Below are 20,762 nucleotides of genomic sequence, written 5' to 3'. Positions count from 1 at the left end.
GTGACGGGCGCGCGCTACCGGTTCCGCAGCACGTGGCTGCTGCCGGGAACCGCGCCCGGGCGGGTGTTCGACGTGGTCACCGACCTCGCCGGCTACCCGCGGTGGTGGTCGGACGTCCGCGCGGTGCACCGCGTGGACGACGACACCGCCGAGCTGGTTTGCCGGTCCCGGCTGCCGTTCCGGATCATCGTCCGGATGCACCGGGACCACCAGGACGAGCGCACGGGCCTGATGCGGGTCAGGCTCAGCGGCGACCTCGACGGGGTACTGGCCGGTGCGGTCCGCGCGGCGGGCGCGGGCACACTGCTGGAGATCACCCAGGACGTCCAGGCCCGCAAGGAGTTGCTGCGGCGCTTCGACACGGTGGCCCGGCCGCTGTTCCGCGCGAACCACGCGCTGATGATGCGGCGGGGCCACCGTGGGCTTTCCACCTACCTGGCCTGACCGGCGGCGCAGACCTCCGGAGCCGTCGTGGCTCGCCGGGTCCGGCGGCCCAGGACCAGGCCGCCGAGCGCGACCGCCGCGATCAGGAAGCTCGCGCTGATCCCATACGCCAGGCGGAAACCGGCCGCCAGGGCCTCGCGGTGGTCCAGCGAACCCAGGCTCTCCGTCCGGGCCGCGGCGGCCGCGGCCAGGACCGCCGTGCCGACCGCCGCCCCCACCTGCTGGGTCGTGGTGACGAGCCCCGACGCGACGCCCGCGTCGGCGGCCGGGACGTCCGCCATCGCCAGGCCCATCAACGCCGGGATGGCCGCGCCGGCGCCCAGGCCCATCAGCAGCAGCGGCGGCAGGACGTCGGCGAAGTACGAGCCCGACACCCGGGTGAGCAGCAGCAGGCCGGCGATCACCAGGCCCAGACCCGACAGCAGCACCGTCCGCGGCCCGAACCGCGTCGCGAGCTTGTCCGCGAAGCCCAGCGACGCCACCGCGATCACCAGCGGCACCGGCAGGAACGCGACGCCGGTCCACAGCGCGTCCAGGCCCAGCACCTGCTGCAGGTACAACGCCGTCACGAACTGGAAGCCCAGCATCCCGGCCACCATCAGCACCATCACCACGTTCGCCCCGGCCACCGCGCGGATCCGGAACAGCCGCAGCGGCAGCAACGGCGTGCGCGCCTTCGCCTGCCGGACCGCGAACGCCACGAGCAGCACGACGGCCGCGGCCACCGCACCCCGGGAAGCCACCGAAATGCCGTACACGCCCAGCATCACGGCGGCGGTGACCAGCACGGCCCCCACGACGTCCAGGCCCGCCCGCAGCCCCGTCCCGCGGTCGGCCGAGACGACCCGGACGGCCAGCAGCAGCGCGGCCACGCCGATCGGCAGGTTGACGTAGAACGTCCAGTGCCAGCTCAGCGCCTGCGTCAGCGCGCCGCCCGCGATGAGCCCGATCGACGCGCCCGCCGCCTGCGTGAAGCTGTAGACGCCGATCGCCTTCGCCCGGGCGCGCGGCTCGGGGTACATCGTGACGATCATCCCCAGCACCACGGCCGACGCCAGGGCGCCGCCGACCCCCTGGGCGAACCGCGCCACGACCAGGACGCCCGCGTCCGAGGCGAGCCCCGCGAGCAGCGACGCCGCCGTGAACAGGGCCAGCCCGCCGAGGAAGACGCGGCGGCGGCCGATCAGGTCGCCCAGCCGGCCGGAAATCAGCAGGAGCCCGCCGAAGGCGACGAGGTACGCCGTCACGACCCAGGACAGCCCGGCGGGCGTGAAGCCCAGGTCGGCCTGGACGGCGGGTAGCGCCACCGCGACGATGCTGCTGTCCAGCACGACCATCAGCGACGCGGCGCACAGCACCGCCAGCGCGAGGCCGCGGGAGCGGGTGGGGTGGTTCTCGGCCATGTCAGGCCCCTCCAGTCGAGATTCCCCTGGTCGTTGCCAGGGCACTTCTTGTAACAGTGCCCATCATGTGTGACCATGGGTCGGCCCGGAAGGAGGCACTTCCATGTCCCAGGGGAACATCGGTGTACCTGTCCAGGTCACCGAGATCGACCCGGAGAAACTCGACGTCTGCACGGTGCTGGAGGTGATCAACCGGATCAGCGGCAAGTGGGCGATCGGGATCCTGCTGGAGGCCATCCGCGGCCCGGTGCGGTTCACCGAGCTGGAACGCGCGGTCGAGGGGATCAGCCGCCGGATGCTGACGCTGACCCTGCGCAACCTCGAGCGGGACGGCCTCCTGCTCCGCACGATCTACCCGACGGTCCCGCCGCGCGTCGAGTACGAGGCCACGGCGATGGCGAAGGAGCTGTACCAGTCGCTGAACGCGCTGCTCGGCTGGGCCGAGCGGCACCGCGACGACATCGCGTCCGCGCGCGTCGCCTACGACGGCCAGGCCGCCGGCTGACCGCGCTTTCCGGCCCCCACGTGGAACGGGCCGCGGTGCGAGGTCGGGGAGACTCGCACCGCGGCCCGCGGTGGCTCGTGCTCAGCGGGGGCAGTGAGCACGAACGTTCAGGGGGTCACTTCGCGGTGACCGCTTCGGGTTCGGGCTCCCGCTCCTCGTCGATCAACGTGGCTTCGTCGAACGGCGCGGTCCCGGCGAAGACCCGCTCCGCCTGTTCGCGGTCGAACTCCTTCGTCCAGTTTCCGATGAGGACGGTCGCGACGGCGTTGCCCGCGAAGTTGGTCAGCGCGCGGGCCTCGGACATGAACCGGTCGATGCCGAGGATGAACCCGACGCCGTTGACCAGTTCCGGCCGGTGCGACTGCAGGCCGCTGGCCAGGGTCGCGATGCCGGAACCACTGACGCCGGCGGCGCCCTTCGACGCGATGATCATGAACACCAGCAGGCCGATCTGCGCGCCGATCGACAGCGGCTCGTCCTGCGCCGCGGCGATGAACAGCGTCGCCATGGTCAGGTAGATCGCCGTGCCGTCCAGGTTGAACGAGTACCCGGTGGGCACGGTGATGCCGACGACCGACTTGCCGACACCGAGGTGTTCCATCTTCGCGATCAGCCGCGGCAGCGCCGATTCCGACGACGACGTCGAGAGGATCAGCAGGAACTCGCGGCCGAGGTAGCGCAGCAGGTGCCAGATGTTCACCCGCGCGCCGAGCCACAGCACGAGGCCGAGGACGACGAACACGAACACCAGGCAGGTCGCGTAGAAGCCGATCATGATGACGGCGAGGCTCTTCAGCGCCGCCCAGCCGGTCGCGCCGACCACCGCGGCGATGGCGCCGAACGCGCCGATCGGCGCGGCCCACATGATCATCGCCAGCACGCGGAAGACCAGGCGCTGGATGTGCTCGACCCCGCGCAGGATCGGGGCGCCCTTCGGGCCCAGCTTCTGCAGCGCGAACCCGACGAGCAGCGCGACCAGCAGCGTCTGCAGCACCTGACCTTCGGTGAAGGCGGAGACGAACGTCTTCGGGATGATGTGGAGCAGGAAGTCGACCGGGCCTTCGGAGCCGGTGGCGGACTTCTGGACGCTCTTCACGTCGGCGGGGTTGAGGTGCAGCCCCTCGCCCGGGTGCAGCAGGTTGCCGACCACCAGGCCGATGGCGAGCGCGAACGTCGACATCACGATGAAGTAGACCAGCGCCATGATGCCGACCTTGCCGACCTTCGCCGCCTTGGCGACCGAGCCGACACCGATCACGATGGTGCAGAAGATGATCGGCGAGATCATCATCTTGATCAGGTTGACGAACCCGTCGCCCAGCGGCTTGAGGCCCTTGGCGAATCCGGGGAAGAGAAAGCCCACCAGGATTCCGAGCAGGACCGCGACGATCACGGCCAGGTACAGGTAGTGGGTCGTGTCGCGGCGGCGCGGCGCCGCGTCGGGGGTCGGTGTCGGCACCGTTGCCTCCAGCTAGGGGTGTCCAGGTTGCGGCACACTGTAGGCGCAGTTCGGTGATCCGGCTCACTTGTGTTCATTGAGTTCGTGTGATGATCGCACCGTCCCGTTCGGACACCGGCGCACGCGTGTGCTGGTATGAGGAGGTGCCCCCGACGTTGCGGTCCCGCTGGAGCCTGGCCCGCCAGCTGCTCGTGCTGCAGCTCGCGGTGCTCTGCGTGCTGGCCGGCGCCGGGATCACCTTCGCCTACCTCGACGCGCAGCGGGCCGTGGGCCAGAACGCGCGCGACCAGGTCCGCACGGTTGCCCTGACGGTCGCCGACGCGCCCAACGTCGTGGCGGCGGTGGGCACGCCGAACCCGAGCGTGGCGCTCCAGCCCTTCGCACAGCGCGTGAAGGACCACACCCACGTCGACTTCATCACGATCATGAGCCCGGCCGGCATCCGCTACACGCACCCGACTCCGGCGCTGATCGGGCAGCACTACATCGGCAACATCGACCAGGCGCAGCGCGGCGAGGAGTTCACCGAGACCTACACCGGCTCCCTCGGCCCGTCGGTACGCACGGTCGAGCCGGTGTTCGACGCCGGCCACCGCGTGGTCGCGCTGGTCGCGGTCGGGATCACCGTCCAGGCGATCTCGGCCGAGCTGCGCGAACGGCTCTGGCCGCTGTTCGGCGTGGGCGGTGCGGTGCTGCTGGTCGGGGCGCTGGGCGGCTGGCTGATCAGCGCCCGGCTGCGGCGCCAGACCCGGGGCGTCGCGCCGGACGAGCTGAGCAACCTGTTCGAATACCACGAGGCCGTGCTGCACTCGGTGCGCGAAGGCGTGCTGCTCGTCGGCCGCGACGGGCGGATCGGCCTCTGCAACGACGGCGCCCGCGCCCTCCTCGGGCTCGACGCCGATCCGGTGGGGCGCGACCTGGCCTCGCTGGGCCTGCCGGACGGGCTCGCCGAAGCGTTCACGTCGGCGGAGAACCGGGCCGAGGAACTGCACCTGACGGATTCGCGCGTGCTGCTGGTGAGCACGTCCGCCGTCCGCTCGGGCGGCCGCGCGCAGGGCACGGTCGTCGTCCTGCGCGACCACACCGAACTGCAGACGCTCACCGGGGAGCTGACCACCGCCCGCGGGCTCGCGGAGGCGCTGCGGTCGCAGGCGCACGAGGCGGCGAACCGGCTGCACACCGTCGTTTCCCTGGTGGAGATCGGCAAACCCGAGCAGGCGGTGGAGTTCGCCACCGCCGAACTCGCGCTGGCGCAGGAGCTGACCGACCGGGTCGTCGGCGCGGTCGCCGAGCCGGTGCTCGCCGCGCTGCTGCTGGGGAAGGCCGCGGAGGCGAGCGAACGCGGGGTCGAGCTGACGGTCACCCCGGACACCGTGATCGACGACGTCTCGCTCGGCGTCGAAGCCCGGGACCTGGTGACGATCCTCGGCAACCTGATCGACAACGGCCTCGACGCGGCCGTGCGCGGCACCGGTCACCCGAAGGTCGTCGTCACCGCCCGCACCGACGACGAGGGGCTGCTGCTGCGCGTCGCCGACACCGGCCCCGGCGTGCCCGAGGGCGCCGACGTGTTCCGCCGCGGCTGGTCGACGAAGGCCGAAGACGGCCACGGGCTCGGCTTGGCGCTGGTCGGGCAGGCGGTGCGCCGCTACGGCGGGACGGTCGACGTCGGCCGGGACGGGGGCGCGGTGTTCACCGTGCGGTTGCCGCGGCAGGAGGCGGACCGGTGATCCGGGTGCTGGTGGTGGAGGACGAACCGGTGGCCGCGGAGGCGCACCGCGTGTACGTGGAACGGCTCCCGGGCTTTTCGGTGGCGGGAGTCGTCCACTCCGGCGGCGACGCCCTGCGCTTCTGCGAACGCGAGCCGGTCGACCTGGTCCTGCTGGACTTCTACCTGCCGGACACGCACGGCCTGGCGGTCTGCCGTTCCCTGCGCGCGGCGGGCCTGCCGATCGACGTCATCGCGGTGACGTCGGCGCGCGACCTCGGCCTGGTCAAGGCGGCGGTGTCGGTCGGCGTGGTGCAGTACCTGCTCAAGCCGTTCACTTTCGCGACCCTGCGCGAAAAGCTGGAACGGTACGCCGAATTCCGTGACGCGTCCGGCGAGGTGACGGGCCAGGCGGAGATCGACCGCGCCCTCGGCGCGCTGCGTACGACCGAGCAGCCCCCGTTGCCGAAGGGGATGAGCGTCCAGACCCTGGAAGCGATCACCGACGCTCTTTCCGGTGCGGCGGAGGGCCTTTCGGCGGGCGCGGCGGCGAGCGCGATCGGCGCTTCGCGGGTCACCGCGCGAAGGTATCTGGAGTACCTGGCGGACAACGGGATGGCGCATCGCGAGCCGCACTACGGGCAGGTGGGCCGGCCCGAGGTCTGGTACCGCCTGACCCGCGTATAACGGCCTATACCGCGCAGCTGGCGACTTCTGGCGGTTCCGGCGCGGCTTCCCGTGCGGTAGACCGGGAAGATCACCGACCAGGGGAGTGCCGCCATGCGGAAGTGGGCCGGGTTCGTCGCAGCGCTCGTGCTGTCGCTCGGGATAGCCGTTCCCGCGTACGCCGGCGAGCCGGCGGGGACCGTGACCGAGGTGCAGGTGACCGGGCCGGTCGCGCAGCGGTTCAACCTCGTCGTCCTCGGGGACGGCTACACCGCCGCCGAGCGGCCGAAGTTCCTCGCCGACGTCGAGCGGCACGTGAGCACGCTGTGGTCGCTCGAGCCGTTCAAGTCCTACCGCAGCTACTTCAACGTCTACGCCGTCTCGATCCCTTCGCCCGAGTCCGGTGTGGACTGTGACCCGTCGCTCGACGCGCCGCGCCGGAACACCCCGCTGAACATGGGGTTCTGGGGCGGCTGCAACCCGCAGAGCGTCCAGCGCCTGCTGACCGTCGACGACGCGGCCGCCCAGCGGTACGCCGATCTCGTACCCGGCACGGCGGCGGCGAACCGGCAGATCCTGGCCCTGGGCAACAGCACCACCTACGGCGGCGCGGGCGGTTCGTACGCGACGGCGTCGGGCGGGAACGCGCTGTCCGCGCTCATCTCGCCGCACGAGCTGGGGCACTCGCTCGGCGGCCTCGACGACGAGTACGACTACTACGCGCGCAACGTCCCGGGTGGCGCCTACGAAGGCGGCGAGCCGGACTCGGTCCACCACACGCTGCTGACCGAGCCGCAGATGCGTGCCCAGCACGCGAAGTGGTGGCGCTGGCTGGGCGAGCCGAGCGAGGCCGGTGGCACGATCGGCCGGTACGAAGGCGGGCTGTACACCCAGACCGGCGTGTGGCGCCCGAGCGCGCATTCGATGATGAAGACCCTCGGCTACGCGTACGACCAGGTCGGCCGCGAGCGGATGACGCAGCGGATCTCGGCGAAGGTCCCGCTCGTCGCCGGCGGCACGCCGGCCGGCACGATCGGCGCGGACCGGGTCGTGTGGGTGCGCCCGATGCACCCGGTCGACCACCGGCTGGACGTCCGGTGGACGCTCGACGGCCGCGCGCTGCCCGGCCGCGAGGCGGTCGACCTGCGCCAGGCGCACGTGAAGCCCGGCCGCCACACGCTGACGGCGACGGTGACCGACCCGACGCCGTTCGTCCGCGACCCGGCGGTCCGCCCGTCCGCGACCCGGACCTGGACGGTCGACACGTCGGTCCGCACGCCGCCGGCGAGCGGGCCCGCGGTGGTGGCCTCGACGCCGACCTCACGCCCGGTCGGCGGCCACGACGTGGTGTACGTCGAGACCGGCGAACCGACGGGCTCGATCCCGGAAGTCGCCTGGATGCTGGACGGCCGGTACGCCGGAACCGGCGCCGACTACGCCCTGAACGCGTCCTGCGGATCACACACCCTCACGGCCACGACCGGCGGCACGACGGTGACGTGGACGGTGGACGCCACCGGCCCGCAGACGGCGGTGGAACTGCCCCCGGGCACGGTGTTCCACGGGTCGTTCACCATGCGGCTGACCTCGCCGGACGGAATGCCGGAGTTCCGCGTCGACGGCGACGGCTGGCACAAGTACTACGGCTGGCCGACGGACCCGGCCGCGCCTTACGTGTTCACGCCGCGCGGGACCGAGATCGACGGTCTGGCGTACGGCAACCTGGGGTCGGGCGGGCTGACGGTGTCACCGTTCGCCGAGCGGACGCCGGGGTACGGGACGCACCGCATCGAGTACCGGTCCATCGACGCGGCCGGCAACGTCGGTCCGACGCGCGCGGTCACGGTGACACTGCAGCCGTGACCGCGGGCGGCGGCGTTTCCGGGGCGCCGGTGAATCGGCCGGAAATCATTTCGGCGCATGTCCGGAATGGCTAGGTTGCCGGATTCGACTGGTTCGCCTGCATGGTGTAGACGACCGCCATGACGATCATGATCGCGGCCACCACCCCGCAGGCGACCATGATTCCGGTGCTGATTCCGGTCATCGACTTCGCTGCGGTGCACGTCGCCCGGAAGGTTGGGGACAGTCGCTGGTGGATGTCCCCGAACGTGGTGGAGCAGCTCGTGGCCTGCGCGGAGTTCTTCGCGTGCAGGATGAGGCCGATGACGACCCCGACGATGGACGCGACCAGGACGACCGGGAGCCATTTCGGATACGCTTTGAGCACGGCCGCACTTCCTTTCCGTGAATCCGTCCGGGTGGCCCTGGGTGGTCTCCCGAATCACACCACCCCCAGTCGCACTGCTTTGGCGTGGTGTTACGGACGTCGGATTAAGTGCTGTTTCACCGGAATTGGTGCGCAGGCAGAAAATTGTCTCCCGAATGGTCAGCGCGGCCGGCCCGGCACCCCCGGCCGCGTCTGCCACGGATGCGGTCCGTCCAAGGGCCGGTACTCCACGCCCAGTGCGTCCAGCCGCGGCAGGTGGTGGTCCCGCAACCGCGGCAAGAACTCCGCGTAGTCCCGTGGCCCGGAACTCCACGCCACCTCCGCGAACGCCGACAGCCGCGGGAACGCCAGGTAGTCCACCCGCCGGACGCTGTCCAGGTGCTCGCTCCACACCTGGGCCTGCACCCCGCGCAACCGCGGGCCCTCCAGCGCCGGCGAATACGCGTACACGTCCTCCAGCGTGTGCACCCAGCCGACCGGGATCGGCTCTTCCGGGTGCGAAGACTGCCGGTGGTCCAGGTACACGTGCTGCTCCGGGCACAGCACCACGTCGTGGCCGAGGGCAGCCGCCCGCAGGCCGGCCTCCTCGTTCCGCCACGAGCCGATCACCATCGGGGGCAGGTCGGGGATGTCGAGGACCTCGTCCCAGCCCATCGGCGTCCGGCCGCGCGCCACCAGGTGCGCGGCGAGCTGCCGGACGAACGCGCGGTGCTCGTCGGTTGCGCCCGGTGTCTCGTCGCCGCCCAGGGCGATCACCGGGGACGGGAAGATCTCCAGCAGGTGGTCGAACACCGTGCGGAAGAAGTCCAAAGTGGACGGCGTCGGCGAGAGCAGCGAAGTGCTGATACCCCAGGAATCCCAGACTTCGTACGACGACGCTGTCCCCAACGAGGGGTAGGCGGCCAGCGCGGCCCGCGCGTGGCCGGGGATGTCGATCTCCGGAACCACCGTGACGGCCCGCGAAGCGGCATACGCGACGATCTCCCGCAGGTCGTCACCTGTGTAGAACCCGCCGTGCGGGCGCCCGTCCTGGACACCTCCGGCGCCCACCATGGACGACGGCCGCCAGCCGCCCACCGACGTCAGGCGGGGGTACGCGGGGACCTCGAAGCGCCAGCCCTGGTCGTCGGTGAGGTGCAGGTTCAGCACGTTCAGCTTGTGCGCGGCCAGCAGGTCGACGAACCGGAGGACCTCCGCCTTGGTCCGGAAGTGCCGGGCGACGTCGAGCAGGCAGCCGCGCCAGCCGAACCGCGGGTGGTCCTCGACGACCCCGCACGGCAGCGCCGGAGGCGTGAACCCGGCCACCCGGAACGCGGCCGGCCCGGCGAGCTGCCGCAGCGTCTCGCGCCCGTAGACCTCCCCGGCGAGATCGGCCACCTCCAGAAGCACGCCGGACGGGGAAAGCGTGAGCCGGTACCCCTCCGGCGGCAGGGCCGCGGACCGGACCTCCACAGTGGACGGCCACGGGCACGAACCCGGCGCGGGCGTCACCGAAACCGGGCGGGGGAGCAGGGTGTCGAAAGCCATGTCAGCCCTTCACGGCGCCGGCCATGCCGGACACCAGCCGTCGTTGGACCAGGACGAAGAACACGAGCACCGGGATCGTCATCAGCGTCGAGGACGCCATCACCGCGCCCCAGTCGGTGTCCTCCGGCTTGAAGAAGACCAGGATCGCCTGCGGCAGCGTCTGGTTCTCGGTCTTGGAGATGATGAACGTCTTGGCGAAGAGGAAGTCGTTCCACGCGTGGATGAACGCCAGCACGCTGACCGCGACCAGCCCGGGCGCCACCAGCGGGAACAGGATCTGCCAGGTGAACCGCATCCGCGACGCGCCATCGAGCTTGGCCGCCTCTTCGAGTTCCACCGGCACCGCGGCGACGAACCCGCGCAGCATCCAGATCGCGAACGGCAGGCTGAACGCCAGGTGCACCAGCACCAGCGAACCCAGCTCGTTCAGGCCGAACGCCGGCACGACACCGCCGATCTGACGCATCAGGAAGAACAGCGGGATGGTCAGCGCCTCCACCGGCACCATCTGCGCGACCAGCGTCATCACCAGCAGCACCGTGCGGCCCTTGAACGAGAACCGCGTCAACGCCACCGCCGAGAGGAACGACAACAACAGCGACAGCGCCACGACCACCAAGGCCACGAGCAGGCTGTTGACGAAGTACCGCCCGAAGCCGGACACGGTGAGCACGCGCGAAAAGCTGTCGAACGACGGGCTGAACGTCCACGGCTTCGGTGAAGCCGACTGGATTTCGCCCGGCGGCTTCACCGCCGACAGCAGCATCCAGTACAGCGGGAACGCGACGATCGCGGCGATCACCACGGTGACGACCTCGGCGACCAGCCGCCCGGGGCGTTTCACAGCCATGCCGCGCTCCGGCGCTGCGACCGGACGTACAGCCCGGTGACCGAAAGCAGCAGCAGCGTCATCACGACTCCGATCGCCGAGCCGAGGCCGTACTCCTGCCCGGCGAAGGCCTGTTGGTACGCATACACGTTGAGGACCAGGTTGCGCCCGGCCACGCCGCCGCCGTTGGTCATCACGTAGATCTGGGTGAACACCTTGAAGTCCCAGATGATCGACTGGACGGTCGCGATCATCAGCAGCGGCCGCACCATCGGCAGCACGATCGTCCACGTCGTGCGCCACGCCGACGCGCCGTCGAGAGACGCGGCTTCGAGCACCTCGTCCGGCACGCCCTTGATCCCGGCGTACATCGTGACCAGCACGAACGGGAACGAGCACCAGATCACCTCGGCCGCGACCAGCCCGAACGCGCCGAGCGTGCCGAAGGTCCACGAGTGGTGCTCGAACGGCAGCCCGAGCCCGGTCAGCACCTCGTTGACCAGGCCGAAGTCGGTGTCGAAGAGGAACAGCCAGACGTAGGAACCCGCGATCGCCGGCGTCGCCCACGCGCCCAGCGCGGCCAGGAACAGCAGGGAGCGGGGCAGCGAACGCACCCGGCTCGCCAGCACCGCGAGGCCGGTGCCGACGACGAGTGAGCCGGCGACGCAGGCCGCGGCGAACCCGACCGTCTTGCCCAGCACGGTCCAGAACTGCGCCTGCGACAGCAGGTCCGCGTAGTTCGCGAACCCCAGGAACACCAGGGGCGCGTTGCCCGCGGCCTGCGGCTGGCCGTAGTCGTAGAACGAGATCAGGACCAGCTGGTAGATCGGGTAGGCCAGCAGCGCGGCGAGCAGGATACCCGCCGGGGCGAGGTAGAGCGCGGCGGCCCGGCCGTCCCGCCGCCGCGCCTTCGGGGCCGCGGCGACGGGCCGGATCTGCCGGGTGACCACTAGCCGAAGGCCTTGTTCATCGCCGCGGCCGCGTCGGCCAGTGCCGCCGCCGGGTCCTTCCCGCCGGTCGCGATCTGCTGCACGGCCGTCGGCAGCACGTTCTGGCTGTCGATCTTCGACCACGCCGGGGTCGCCGGGACGAACTTGGTGCCCGACTTCAGCGTGTCGACGAACGGCTTGAGGAACGGGTCGTTCGCCGCCAGCTTCTGCTGCACCGTGCTCAGCGTCGGCAGGTTGCCCATCGCCGTGTACATCTTCTCCTGGTACTTCGCGCCACCGAGCAGTTCGACGAAGTCCAGCGCGAGGCTGCGGTGCTTGCTCGCCTGGAACACGCCCAGGAGGTTGCCGCCGGCGAACGCGGGCGCGATGGTGCCCGCGGTGGCGCCCGGCAGCGGCACGACGGCGTACTTGCCCTTCACCGCGCCCTGCTCGACGGCCTTGCGGTTGAAGTCGCCGCCGATCGTCATCCCGGCCTTGCCGCCCGCGAACGCCGTGACGCTCTGGGTGCCGGTCAGGTTCGCGCACTGGGCCGGCGGGCAGACGTCGTCCTTGAGCAGGCTCGCGTACTGCGTCACGCCGGCCTTGGCCTGGTCACCGGTGACGGCCGACGTCCACTTGCCGCCCTCGTCCTTCGCCAGCTCACCGCCGTTGGCCCAGAGGAACGGCAGCATCGCGTAGGTGTACTTGCCGCCGACGGAGACGCCGTAGAGGTCCGGCTTGGCGGCGCGGATCCGGCGGGCGGTGTCGGTCAGCTCGGCCAGCGTCGCCGGCGGCTTGAGGCCGAGCTCGGTGAAGACGTCCGTGCGGTAGTACAACGCGCGGATGCCGGTGTACCAGGGCAGGCCGTAGGTCTTGCCGCCGGACTTCGCGGTGTCCAGCACGGTCGGGATGAGGTCCTTGCCCTCGCTCCACGCCGCCAGGTCACCGGTCAGGTCGGCGAGCGCGCCGGTCGCCGCGTAGCTGGAGACGTCGGTGTTGCCGAACTCGGCGACGTCGGGGGCGTTGGCTGGGTCGTTGAAGGCGCCGGAGAACTTGTCGGCGCGGCCTTCGACCGGCACCCACTGCACGTCGACCTCGACACCCGGGTGCGCGGCCTTGAACTCGGTGATCGCCTCCTTGACCGCGGCCTCCTTCGGCGCGCGGTTGGCTTCGTCGAACAGCCAGACGCGGACGGTGCCGGTCTTGTCGTCCCCGCCGCCGCCCGCGGGCGCGGACTGGGTGGGGGCGCAGCCGGCCAGCAGGGCGAGCGCAGCGACGAACGGCAGCAGTCTCATGGGTGAACCTCCCGTGGGGCCGTCGTGAGTGGTAAGGCGAGTTCTAACTCGCCTTACCACTCACGAGGCGAAGTAGACGGAGTTGACGCTGCCGACGGCGAGCTGGCCGGCGACCGCGCCGGGCAGGCCGGTGGCCGGGTCGCGCGGCAGCCAGGTGACGGTGCCGGAGCGCTGGTTCGAGACGTAGAACCAGCTTTCGGACGGGTCGAGAGCCACGTGCCGCGGCCAGTTCCCGCCGGTCGGCACCGTGGACACCAGCTTCAGCGTGGCGCCGGAAACGGAGAAGGTGGCCAGCGTGTTCGGGCCGCGGACGGAGGCGTAGGCGAACTTCCCGTCCCGCGACAGGACGATCTCGCCCGGGTACAGCTCACCGGTGCTCCCGGCGGGCACGGCCGGGACGACCGAGAGCGCTTTCAGCTTCCCGGCCGCCGCGTCCCAGCTCGCGACCGTCACCTCCGGCCGCAGTTCCTGCAGGATGTAGGCGAACGTCCCGGTCCGGTCGAACGCGAGGTGCCGCGGCCCGGCCCCGGCGGGCAGCTTCAGCTGCTGGTGCAGCGAAAGCTTCCCGGCGGCGAAGCCGTAGACGTACACCGAGTCCGCACCGAGGTCGACCGACAGCACCCAGCGGCCGGTCGGGTCGTTGACGACCTGGTGGGCGTGCGCCTGCCCGGAGTCGGCGTGGTGGGTCACCAGGTCGGTGGCCGCGCCGAGCTTGCCGCCGGCCAGGATCGGCAGCACGACGACGCTGCCCGAGCCGTAGTTCGCGGCCAGCACGTACTTCCCGCTCGAGTGCACGGAAAGGTGCGTCGGCGCGCCACCCTTCGACGAAACCTTGTTGAGCAGCTTCGGATTCGCGGGGTCGGCGATGTTCAGCGCCGAAACGTACCCGTTCGGGTCACCTTCGTTGGTCACGTACAGCGTCTTGCCGTCGGCGCTGCGGTCGAACCACGAGGTGTCGGTGATGCCGGGCACCGTGCGGACGGGGTTCAGCGCGGCGCCGGACCGGGTCGTGACGTCGAGCCCGTGCCCGGTCGCCCCGCTGGTGTAACTGCCGAGGTACACGGTTCCTCCGGCGAAGCAGCCTTTCGGCGTGGTGGCGGCCGACGCGAGCTGGCCGCCGAGAACGGTGGCGGCGCCCGCGCCGGCCGTGGCGCCGAGGAACGTACGACGGGTGAGTCCGGTCATCGTCTTTGTCTCCCAACGGGTTTCGGCGGTGACGGACTCCAGTATGGTCTAGACCACGGCCATGAGCAATGCCGAAACCCCGAATCCGGACACCGAAAGCACGGTTTCCAGCGCGGTCCAGGACTTCAGCGTCTGCGGCACGGTGAGGTTGAAGTACCGCGAAACGATCCAGAAGCCGCCGTCGTTGACGTGCGAGGCGATGATCGACCCGGCCGAGATCGCCATCACCAGCAGCGCCAGCTGGATCTGCGAATACCCGAGCTGGGCCACGGTCGGCGCGATGATCCCGCTCGTGGTCACGATGGCGACGGTCGCCGAGCCCTGCGCGATCCGCATGCCGCAGCTGATGACGTAGGCCGCTAGCAGCACCGGCAGGCCGGCGTCGTGCAGAGAGTCGGCCACGGCCTTGCCGATGCCGGTCGCCGAAAGCACCGCGCCGAAGAACGCGCCCGCACCGACGACCAGCAGGATCATCGCCACCGGCCGCAGCGACTTCGCGGCGAGCTCGTTGAGGTCCTTGCCCGTGAACCCGCGCCGCAGGCCCAGCAGCCAGGACGCGAGCAGCACGGCGACGGTCAGCGCGACCGCGGGCGTCCCGACGAACGCGGCGACGCCGGCGAGCGCGGAGCCCTTCGGCAGCCAGATGCTGCCGAACGTGCCGGCCAGGATCAGCACCAGCGGCACCGCGATGATCGCGGCGACCAGGCCCAGCGACGGCGCGTTCTCCTCGCGCTCGCCCTCTTCTTCGGCGATGACCATGTCCTCGGGGACGTCGACCGTGATGCGCTTGCCGATCCACGTCGAGTACAGCACGCCACCGATCAGGAACGCCGGGACACCGCAGGCCAGGCCCATCAGGATGATCCAGCCGAGCTCGACGTGCAGCAGGCCGGCCGCGGCCACCGGGCCGGGGTGCGGCGGCAGGAAGGCGTGCGTGATCGACAGGCCGGCCAGCAGCGGCATCGCGTACAGCACCAGCGACCGGCCGCCCTGGCGCGCGGCGACGTAGACCAGCGGGGCCAGCACGAAGATGCCGATGTCGAAGAACACCGGGATGCCGAACACGAACCCGGCGACGCCCATGGCCAGCGGCGCCCGCTTCTCGCCGAACGACCGCAGCAGCGCGCCGGTGAGCACCTTCGCGCCCCCCGAGCGTTCGAGGATCGACCCGAGGATCGTGCCCAGCCCGATGATCGCCGTGATGTGCCCGAGGATGCTGCCGAAGCCCTTCTCCAGCAGGGAGTCCGACGCCTTCTGCGCCGAGCCGACGATGGTGCCGACCGGCAGCCCCGCGGCCAGCGCCGTCAGCAGGCCGACGACGATCAGCGCGATGAACGGCTCCAGCTTGAGCTTGATGATCAGCACCAGCAGGACGGCGATCGAGACGGCGGCGAGCGTGAGCAGCCCGCCCGTGGTGTGTTGCAGCCAGTGGATCATCGGGCTCTCCGGGGGTTGCGCAGGGAGTGTCCGGCGAGGGCGCCGGTGGGGGATCCGTCGTCGAGGGCGGCGACGCCGTTGACGAAGACGTGGGTGATCCCGGCGGCGGCCTGCCGGGGATCGTCGAACGTGGCGGTGTCGGTGATCGTTTCGGGGTCGAACAGCACCAGGTCGGCGGCGTACCCGGCGCGGACCAGCCCGCGGTCGGCCAGCCGCAGCCGCCGCGCGGCCCGCCCGGTGAGGTGGGCGACGCACTCGGCGAGGTCCAGCACGCCGAGTTCGCGCACGTACCGGGCCAGGTAACGGGGGAACGTGCCCCACGCACGCGGGTGCGGCCGGGCGCCGACGAGCAGCCCGTCGCTGCCGCCGGTGTGCGTCGCGTGCCGCATGATGGCCTGGACGTTCTCCTCGTGCCCGACGTGCATCAGGCACGACGTCCCGAGCCGTTCGTCGAGCAGGGTGTCGAAGTACAGCTTCGCCGGTTCGGTGCCGTTTGTGCGGGCCGAAGCGGCGACGCTGTGCCCGACGAGGTGGGCGTTGTGCTCGTGGCGGACACCGTTGATTTCGATGGCCTCCCAGTCGATCGGGACGCCGTGCGCACCGTCCGAACCGGACTCTTCGACGGCCTCGCGGATCCGCTCGCGTTCGTCCACATCGGACAGCCGGGCGAGGGTGGCGTCGAGGCCGCCTTCGGTGGCCCAGCTCGGCAGCAGCGCGCTCAGGTAGGTCGCGCCCGGCAGGTACGGGTAGGTGTCGAGCGAGATGTCGCAGCCGTCGTCGAGGGCGTCGTCCAGCAGCTTCAGCAGGTCGGGTGCCTTGCCCCTGTTGACCGAGAAGTTCATCGTCGCGTGGGCCAGGTGCAGCGGGCAGCCCGACCGGCGCGAGACGTCGATCATCTCGGCAAACGCTTCCAGCGCGCCCTTGCCGTAGCTGCGGTGGTGCGGGCTGTAGAACCCGCCCAGCTCGCCGACCACCCGGCACAGCTCGACCAGCTCGCTCGTCTCCGCGTACATCCCCGGCGTGTAGGTGAGGCCGGACGACATCCCCATCGCGCCCTCGGTCAGCCCGGTGGCGACGAGTTCCTTCATCCGGTTCAGCTCGGCGTCCGTGGCCGGGCGGTCATCCCAGCCGACGGCGAGCATCCGGACCGTGCCCTGCGGCACCAGGTAGGCGGCGTTGACGGCGATACCCCGGTCCAGGCGGTCGAGGTACCCGCCGACCGAGCGCCAGTTCCAGTCGAACCCGGGCGGATCGTCGTTCCAGCCCGCCAGTTGCTGCCGAAGCGCCTCCAGCACGACATCGTCGACGGGCGCGTACGACAGCCCGTCCTGCCCGAGCACCTCGGTCGTGACACCCTGGGTGATCTTCGCCGGGTGCTCCGGGTTGGCCAGCAGCTGCAGGTCGGAGTGCGAATGCATGTCGATGAACCCGGGCGCGAGCACCAGGCCGCCGGCGTCGATGGTCCGGCCGCCGGTCAGCGTCCCCGCGTCGGCGACCTCCGCGATCCGGCCGTCGCCGATGCCGACGTCGTGCCGGGCGAGCGGTGCGCCGGTGCCGTCGGCGACCAGGGCGTTCCGGATGACGACGTCCATCAGAACCACGTCCGGACGTAGTCGACGACGGTTTCGCCGTCGGCCGCGGTCACCGGCAGCAGCGGCCACTTGTCGAAGACCGTGCACGGGTGGGACATCCCGAGCCCGACCCAGTCGCCGACCTCGACCGGCGACCCCGGCGGCAGCGCGAGGAACGCGTGCTGGTCGTTCAGCTTCGTGACGACGTGCCCGTCGAGCGGTTCGGCGGGCCCGCCCGGTGTGCGGCGCAGCTGTGGTTCGGGCATGCCCTCGTCGAAGGAGGCGTCCCGCTTGCCGATGGTGAGCAGGGCGAGCTCGTCCGACGGCTTCGACGTCACCTGCGCCCACGCCCGCAGCGCCGGCCGGAAGGAGTCGACGCCGTCGATGCGCGGGTGCTCGCCCAGCGGGGAGATCTCGCGGTAGAAGCCGTCGTCGTGGGTGACGTAGGCGCCGCTGCGCAGCACCGGCAGCACGTCGAGACCGTCCGGCCACGGCTTCGTCAGCTCGTTCGCGACCTGGTCGAAGTACGCGCTCCCGCCGGCGGTGACGATGATCTGCCCGTCGAGGAGTCCCTTGTCCGCGAACGAGATCGCGAGGTCGCGCAGGGCGTCCACATAGGAGCTGATCTTGTGCAGCGCGGCTTCGTCGGTGCCGTGGGACAGCGCGCCTTCGTAGCCGCCGGTGCCGCGCAGCCGCAGCACCGGGCTCGCCTGGACCGCCTCGGCGATCGCCAGCGCGGTCGCGGTGTCGCGGACGCCGGTGCGGCCGCCGTCGGCGCCCAGCTCGACCAGGACGTCCACCGGGCGTTCGGTGCCTTCGAGGGCCGCGGTCATCAGCTCGACGCCGCGGACCGAGTCGACCCAGCAGACGAACTCGAAATCCGCGTCGGCCGCCAGCTCGGCGGCCAGCCAGCGCAACCCCGCGGGGTCGAGGAACTGGTTGGCCAGCAGGATCCGGGACACCCCGAAGGCGCGGTAGATCCGCAGGTGACCGGCGTTCGCGCAGGTCACGCCCCAGGCGCCGTGCTCGATCTGGCGGGCGAACAGCTGTGGTGCCATGGTCGTCTTGCCGTGCGGGGCGAGCACGACCCCGCGGGCGGCGCACCACGCGGCCATCGTCCGCAGGTTGTGTTCGAGCGCCTCCTCGTCGAGCACGACGATGGGCGCGAAGAACCCGTCGGCGAACAGGTTGAGCCGGCGCTCCGCTGCTTCGTGCAGCGTGAGCCCGGTGAGGGCGGGGGCGGCCGAGCGGAAGCGCCAGTCGATCCGCTCCTGGCGGAGGGCATCGAGCGCGGCGGTGTTCATGGTGCATACGTTCATCGGCGGCGACCTCTGTTGCGTATGTTGCAACGACTGTTGCGCATTTTGAGTGCCATAGGTGTAGCATCCGGGTCGCCACAGGTCAACGGGGTGAAGGGCAGGGAGACGGAAAGTGACAAGCGGGCCCGAGGTGTTGTGCGTGGGCGAGACGATGGCCCTGTTCGTGCCCGCCGAACCCGGCCCGCCGGACGAGGTGAAGCGGTGGGTGCGCACCATTGGCGGCGCCGAGTCGAACGTGGCCTGCAACCTGCCCACGCTGGGGATCCGCAGCGGCTGGGTGAGCGCGGTCGGCGACGACCCGTTCGGCCGCGCGATGCTGCGCGAGGTCGCGTCCCACGGCGTCGACGTCAGCGCCTGCTACGTCGACCCGGCCCGGCCGACCGGGCTCTACGTCAAGGAAAGCGGCGCCGGCGGCAGTCCCGTGCGCTACTACCGGGCGGGCTCGGCCGCCTCCGGGATGGGCCCTGAGCTGCTCGACCGGCTCGACCTCGACGGCGTCCGCGTGCTGCACCTGTCGGGGATCACGCCCGCCCTTTCGGACAGCTGCCTCGCGCTGGTGCGCGCCCTCCTGGACTCCCCCCGCGGCGACCGGCTGATCTCGTTCGACGTCAACCTGCGGCCTGCCCTCTGGCTGGGCCGCGATCCGGGCCTGCTCGCCGACCTGGCCGGGCAGGCCGACATCGTCCTGACCGGCGACGACGAGGCCCAGCGGGTGTGGGGGACCGGCGACCCGGCCGAGCTGCGGGCCCTGCTGCCGCAGCCGCGCACGCTCGTGGTCAAGCACGGCGAACGTGGCGCGACGCTGGTCGAGGGCGAACCGCTGTTCGCGCCCGCGCTGCGGGTCGACGTCGTCGAGCCGGTCGGCGCCGGTGACGCGTTCGCCGCCGGGTTCCTCGCCGCGACCCTGCGCGGCGCCCCGCCCTTGGAGCGGCTTCGGCAGGGGCACCTCCAGGCCGCCGTCACCCTGCTCACGCACGACGACGTCGGGGTGCCGCTGCCGCGCGAGGTCGTGGCTACCCTGCTGCAGGCGGACCCGGGCGAGTGGCGTTCGGCGCGGCTGACCGGAGAGGGCGTGGTGCGCACATGAGCCAGAGTCTGGACCGCGCGCTGACGTTGCTGAACTCCATCGCGCAGGACGCGCGGACCCTCGACGACCTCGCCGACGAGATCGGCGTGCACAAGTCGACCGTGCTGCGCCTGCTGCGCACCCTCGAGCAGCACCACTTCGTCCGCCGCGAAGGCACCCGGTACTACCGGCTCGGCAGCGCCATGTTCGACCTCGCCAACCAGGCCCTGGACTCCTTCGACGTCCGGCGCAGCGCCCACCCGGCCCTGGCCGCCCTCAACGCGCGCACCGGGCACACCGTGCACCTGGCCAGCTACGAGGACGGCGAAGTCGTCTACATCGACAAGTTCGAAGGCCGGCACTCGGTGCGGATGTACTCGCGCATCGGCAAGCGCGCGCCGCTGCACTGCACCGCGGTGGGGAAGGTGCTGGTCGCGGCCATGCCGGTGGCCCGCCGCGAGGAGATCGCGCGGTCGATCGAATACCCGGTGCGGACGCCGAACACGATCACCACGCCGTCGGACTACCTGGCCGAACTGGAGCGGGTCGACCGGCTCGGGTACGCCGTCGACAACGCCGAGCACGAGGACTTCATCCACTGCATCGCGGCGCCGGTGCGGGGGACCGGTGGCGAGGTGCTCGCCGCCGCGTCGATGTCGGTGCCGAAGGTGCTGCTCGACTACGACGGCCTGCTGGCGCTGGTGCCGGACCTGCGCGCCGCCACGAAGGAAGCTTCCGTCCACAGTGGATGGACGGAGAACGGAAAGGGGCACTGATGAGCAAGACGGCAGTTTCCACCGAGAACGCGCCGAAGCCGCCGGCGAAGTTCTCGCAGGCCGTCCGCAAGGGGAACCTGCTGCAGGTCGCCGGCCAGGTCGCCTTCGACCCGGCCACGAACGAGATCGTCGGCGACGACGTCGTGGGCCAGACCCGGCAGACGTTCAAGAACATCGAGGCCGTGCTGGCGGAGGCGGGCTCGAGCCTCGCGGACGCGATCATGGTCCGGGTGTACCTGACCGACACCGCGCACTTCGCGCCGTTCAACGAGGTCTACAACGAGCTGATCGGCGACGCGCCGCACGCCGCGCGCACGACGGTGTACGTCGGGCTGCCGGGCGAACTGCTCGTCGAGATCGACGTGCTCTGCGTGCTGGACTGAGCCTTCGGTGGGCCGGGCCTGCCCGGCCCA

At 71.2% G+C, this 20,762-nt stretch carries 19 protein-coding genes; 8 read left to right on the top strand and 11 right to left on the bottom strand.

Features of this window, described 5'->3' with window-relative positions:
- Nucleotides 1–444: an SRPBCC family protein gene (locus ABZW17_RS26760; RefSeq protein WP_354819714.1), complete on the top strand. Its 444-nt coding sequence runs from the start codon at nucleotides 1–3 to the stop codon at nucleotides 442–444.
- Here the strand turns inward: ABZW17_RS26760 and ABZW17_RS26755 are convergent.
- Complete coding sequence (locus tag ABZW17_RS26755) at nucleotides 432–1,847, bottom strand: MFS transporter (protein WP_354819711.1); 1,416 nt, start codon at nucleotides 1,845–1,847, stop codon at nucleotides 432–434. The genes ABZW17_RS26760 and ABZW17_RS26755 overlap by 13 nt on opposite strands.
- Before the next feature lie 103 nt (nucleotides 1,848–1,950).
- On the opposite strand from ABZW17_RS26755, the gene ABZW17_RS26750 reads away from it, so the two are divergent.
- The gene (locus ABZW17_RS26750; RefSeq protein ID WP_354819708.1) at nucleotides 1,951–2,352 is read left to right on the top strand and encodes a helix-turn-helix domain-containing protein; all 402 of its coding nucleotides are present in this window, start codon (nucleotides 1,951–1,953) and stop codon (nucleotides 2,350–2,352) included.
- A gap of 115 nt (nucleotides 2,353–2,467) precedes the next feature.
- Here the strand turns inward: ABZW17_RS26750 and ABZW17_RS26745 are convergent, their stop codons facing one another.
- The gene (locus tag ABZW17_RS26745) at nucleotides 2,468–3,811 is read right to left on the bottom strand and encodes a cation:dicarboxylase symporter family transporter (RefSeq protein WP_354819705.1); all 1,344 of its coding nucleotides are present in this window, start codon (nucleotides 3,809–3,811) and stop codon (nucleotides 2,468–2,470) included.
- Between the two features lie 89 nt (nucleotides 3,812–3,900).
- Between ABZW17_RS26745 and ABZW17_RS26740 the strand changes: the two genes are divergently transcribed.
- The 3 genes from ABZW17_RS26740 (at nucleotide 3,901) to ABZW17_RS26730 (ending at nucleotide 8,048) form a co-directional block, all read left to right on the top strand.
- Nucleotides 3,901–5,541 (top strand): sensor histidine kinase, encoded by a 1,641-nt coding sequence (locus tag ABZW17_RS26740; RefSeq protein ID WP_354819702.1) that lies wholly within the window; start codon nucleotides 3,901–3,903, stop codon nucleotides 5,539–5,541.
- Nucleotides 5,538–6,206 (top strand): response regulator, encoded by a 669-nt coding sequence (locus tag ABZW17_RS26735; protein ID WP_354819699.1) that lies wholly within the window; start codon nucleotides 5,538–5,540, stop codon nucleotides 6,204–6,206. Before ABZW17_RS26740 ends, ABZW17_RS26735 begins: the two co-directional genes overlap by 4 nt.
- Before the next feature lie 93 nt (nucleotides 6,207–6,299).
- Complete coding sequence (locus ABZW17_RS26730; RefSeq protein WP_354819696.1) at nucleotides 6,300–8,048, top strand: M64 family metallopeptidase; 1,749 nt, start codon at nucleotides 6,300–6,302, stop codon at nucleotides 8,046–8,048.
- A gap of 70 nt (nucleotides 8,049–8,118) precedes the next feature.
- On the opposite strand, the gene ABZW17_RS26725 is transcribed toward ABZW17_RS26730, so the two are convergent.
- From ABZW17_RS26725 to ABZW17_RS26685, 9 genes are all read right to left on the bottom strand, one after another.
- Nucleotides 8,119–8,415 (bottom strand): hypothetical protein, encoded by a 297-nt coding sequence (locus ABZW17_RS26725; RefSeq protein ID WP_354819693.1) that lies wholly within the window; start codon nucleotides 8,413–8,415, stop codon nucleotides 8,119–8,121.
- A gap of 159 nt (nucleotides 8,416–8,574) precedes the next feature.
- Nucleotides 8,575–9,942, bottom strand: a complete 1,368-nt coding sequence (locus ABZW17_RS26720) for a beta-N-acetylhexosaminidase (RefSeq protein WP_354819690.1) — start codon at nucleotides 9,940–9,942, stop codon at nucleotides 8,575–8,577.
- A gap of 1 nt (nucleotide 9,943) precedes the next feature.
- Nucleotides 9,944–10,792: a carbohydrate ABC transporter permease gene (locus ABZW17_RS26715; RefSeq protein WP_354819687.1), complete on the bottom strand. Its 849-nt coding sequence runs from the start codon at nucleotides 10,790–10,792 to the stop codon at nucleotides 9,944–9,946.
- A complete protein-coding gene (locus ABZW17_RS26710) occupies nucleotides 10,783–11,721 on the bottom strand; it encodes a sugar ABC transporter permease (RefSeq protein ID WP_354819684.1) in 939 nt (312 codons plus the stop codon). The genes ABZW17_RS26715 and ABZW17_RS26710 overlap by 10 nt, the downstream gene beginning before the upstream one ends.
- Complete coding sequence (locus ABZW17_RS26705) at nucleotides 11,721–12,995, bottom strand: extracellular solute-binding protein (protein ID WP_354819681.1); 1,275 nt, start codon at nucleotides 12,993–12,995, stop codon at nucleotides 11,721–11,723. The genes ABZW17_RS26710 and ABZW17_RS26705 overlap by 1 nt, the downstream gene beginning before the upstream one ends.
- 60 nt (nucleotides 12,996–13,055) lie before the next feature.
- A complete protein-coding gene (locus ABZW17_RS26700; RefSeq protein WP_354819678.1) occupies nucleotides 13,056–14,180 on the bottom strand; it encodes a lactonase family protein in 1,125 nt (374 codons plus the stop codon).
- A gap of 48 nt (nucleotides 14,181–14,228) precedes the next feature.
- The gene (locus ABZW17_RS26695) at nucleotides 14,229–15,617 is read right to left on the bottom strand and encodes a gluconate:H+ symporter (RefSeq protein ID WP_354819675.1); all 1,389 of its coding nucleotides are present in this window, start codon (nucleotides 15,615–15,617) and stop codon (nucleotides 14,229–14,231) included.
- Nucleotides 15,614–17,209, bottom strand: coding sequence for a D-aminoacylase (locus ABZW17_RS26690; RefSeq protein WP_354819672.1), 1,596 nt, complete (start codon nucleotides 17,207–17,209; stop codon nucleotides 15,614–15,616). Before ABZW17_RS26690 ends, ABZW17_RS26695 begins: the two co-directional genes overlap by 4 nt.
- Nucleotides 17,209–18,507 (bottom strand): amino acid deaminase, encoded by a 1,299-nt coding sequence (locus ABZW17_RS26685; protein ID WP_354819669.1) that lies wholly within the window; start codon nucleotides 18,505–18,507, stop codon nucleotides 17,209–17,211. The genes ABZW17_RS26690 and ABZW17_RS26685 overlap by 1 nt, the downstream gene beginning before the upstream one ends.
- A 139-nt stretch (nucleotides 18,508–18,646) precedes the next feature.
- Between ABZW17_RS26685 and ABZW17_RS26680 the strand changes: the two genes are divergently transcribed.
- The 3 genes from ABZW17_RS26680 to ABZW17_RS26670 are packed head-to-tail and all read left to right on the top strand — an operon-like array spanning nucleotide 18,647 to nucleotide 20,732.
- On the top strand, nucleotides 18,647–19,594 hold the full coding sequence (locus ABZW17_RS26680; protein ID WP_354819666.1) for a sugar kinase: 948 nt from the start codon (nucleotides 18,647–18,649) through the stop codon (nucleotides 19,592–19,594).
- A complete protein-coding gene (locus ABZW17_RS26675; RefSeq protein WP_354819664.1) occupies nucleotides 19,591–20,349 on the top strand; it encodes an IclR family transcriptional regulator in 759 nt (252 codons plus the stop codon). The genes ABZW17_RS26680 and ABZW17_RS26675 overlap by 4 nt, the downstream gene beginning before the upstream one ends.
- Nucleotides 20,349–20,732: a RidA family protein gene (locus tag ABZW17_RS26670; protein WP_354819661.1), complete on the top strand. Its 384-nt coding sequence runs from the start codon at nucleotides 20,349–20,351 to the stop codon at nucleotides 20,730–20,732. Before ABZW17_RS26675 ends, ABZW17_RS26670 begins: the two co-directional genes overlap by 1 nt.
- The last annotated feature ends 30 nt before the right edge of the window (nucleotides 20,733–20,762 follow it).

Origin of the sequence: Amycolatopsis sp. NPDC004625 (genome assembly GCF_040609695.1) — a bacterium.
In the GTDB taxonomy this organism is placed as follows: Bacteria; Actinomycetota; Actinomycetes; order Mycobacteriales; family Pseudonocardiaceae; genus Amycolatopsis.
Note: the sequence above shows the minus strand (reverse complement) of the source record. Positions and strands in the feature narration are given on the sequence as shown.

Excerpts from the sequence above, each read along its gene's own strand:
- ABZW17_RS26700 (WP_354819678.1), bottom strand. The coding sequence starts at position 14,180 with ATGACCGGACTCACCCGTCGTACGTTCCTCGGCGCCACGGCCGGCGCG.
- ABZW17_RS26685 (WP_354819669.1), bottom strand. The coding sequence starts at position 18,507 with ATGAACGTATGCACCATGAACACCGCCGCGCTCGATGCCCTCCGCCAG.
- ABZW17_RS26695 (WP_354819675.1), bottom strand. The coding sequence starts at position 15,617 with ATGATCCACTGGCTGCAACACACCACGGGCGGGCTGCTCACGCTCGCC.
- ABZW17_RS26715 (WP_354819687.1), bottom strand. The coding sequence starts at position 10,792 with ATGGCTGTGAAACGCCCCGGGCGGCTGGTCGCCGAGGTCGTCACCGTG.
- ABZW17_RS26730 (WP_354819696.1), top strand. The coding sequence starts at position 6,300 with ATGCGGAAGTGGGCCGGGTTCGTCGCAGCGCTCGTGCTGTCGCTCGGG.
- ABZW17_RS26720 (WP_354819690.1), bottom strand. The coding sequence starts at position 9,942 with ATGGCTTTCGACACCCTGCTCCCCCGCCCGGTTTCGGTGACGCCCGCG.
- ABZW17_RS26690 (WP_354819672.1), bottom strand. The coding sequence starts at position 17,209 with ATGGACGTCGTCATCCGGAACGCCCTGGTCGCCGACGGCACCGGCGCA.
- ABZW17_RS26675 (WP_354819664.1), top strand. The coding sequence starts at position 19,591 with ATGAGCCAGAGTCTGGACCGCGCGCTGACGTTGCTGAACTCCATCGCG.
- ABZW17_RS26705 (WP_354819681.1), bottom strand. The coding sequence starts at position 12,995 with ATGAGACTGCTGCCGTTCGTCGCTGCGCTCGCCCTGCTGGCCGGCTGC.
- ABZW17_RS26740 (WP_354819702.1), top strand. The coding sequence starts at position 3,901 with ATGATCGCACCGTCCCGTTCGGACACCGGCGCACGCGTGTGCTGGTAT.
- ABZW17_RS26755 (WP_354819711.1), bottom strand. The coding sequence starts at position 1,847 with ATGGCCGAGAACCACCCCACCCGCTCCCGCGGCCTCGCGCTGGCGGTG.
- ABZW17_RS26670 (WP_354819661.1), top strand. The coding sequence starts at position 20,349 with ATGAGCAAGACGGCAGTTTCCACCGAGAACGCGCCGAAGCCGCCGGCG.
- ABZW17_RS26750 (WP_354819708.1), top strand. The coding sequence starts at position 1,951 with ATGTCCCAGGGGAACATCGGTGTACCTGTCCAGGTCACCGAGATCGAC.